General features: G+C 55.4%; 1 protein-coding gene. It reads left to right on the top strand.

Going from position 1 to position 946, the window contains the following annotated elements:
* Positions 1–159: 159 nt before the first annotated feature.
* On the top strand, positions 160–946 hold a 787-nt coding region (locus tag ALO43_RS04200), incomplete at its 3' end, for an IS30-like element ISPsy38 family transposase (RefSeq protein WP_054997158.1).

The following is a 946-nucleotide window of genomic DNA, read 5'->3' as shown; positions in this document are numbered from 1 at the left end:
AGAGGTGTATAAGAGACAGGGCTTTTCATAAACGATAGGGGTGGGGAATTCCAGTGCCATCAGGTTTAACGCTTGTTCAATTCGGCCCTTTCCAAAGTTCAAGAACTGGCGGCGGCAAAAACTGAGCGCAACACCTGACCAATCCGGTACGGTGAACCTATGTCATATCATGAACTCAGCATTGAAGAACGCATCACGATCCAGTTTGGCCAGCTCCAGGGCTTGAGTCAGCGAGCTATTGCCAAGGCGCTTGACCGAAGTCCTTCGACCATCAGCCGTGAGCTTCGCCGCAACAGTCCTGATGCCAGCAGATACTCGGCCAATCAGGCCCATCAACACATGCGAAGTCGCCGAACCGTTTGCCGGCCCAATCGAAAACTGCTGCCGGGGAGCGAATTGTTCGAGTTGGTCGTCTACCTGTTGCGAAAACGCTTTTCTCCTCAGCAAATTGCCGGCAAGCTCAACGCCATGGAATTCCCGAACTTTGAAGATACATACGTTTGTCGCGAGACCATCTACAACGCCATTTACGCGCTGCCGGTGGGCGAGCTTCGCAAGGAGCTGATCATCTGTCTGCGACAAGGCAGAACCAGTCGGCGCCCGCGCTCTGGCGGGGTTGATCGCCGTGGTCAGATTCCCGATTTGGTCAGCATCCATGTGCGTCCGCCTGAAGTGGAAGATCGCCAGATGCCTGGTCATTGGGAAGGAGACTTGATCAAAGGCAAGGGCAATGCCTCCGCGGTGGGTACGCTGGTCGAACGCAGCACGGGCTACTTGATACTGGTCAAGATGAACGATGCGACAGCCACCTCTGCAGTCGAAGGTTTCAGCGCGGCCCTTAATCGCATGCCAGTGGCTGCTCGTAAAACACTGACCTACGATCAGGGCAGAGAGATGGCGCGCCACGCCGAAATCACCCAGCGTACGGGTGTGGCGGTCTACTTTT

The organism is Pseudomonas tremae (assembly GCF_001401155.1).
GTDB lineage: Bacteria > Pseudomonadota > Gammaproteobacteria > Pseudomonadales > Pseudomonadaceae > Aquipseudomonas > Aquipseudomonas tremae.
Note: the sequence above shows the minus strand (reverse complement) of the source record. Positions and strands in the feature narration are given on the sequence as shown.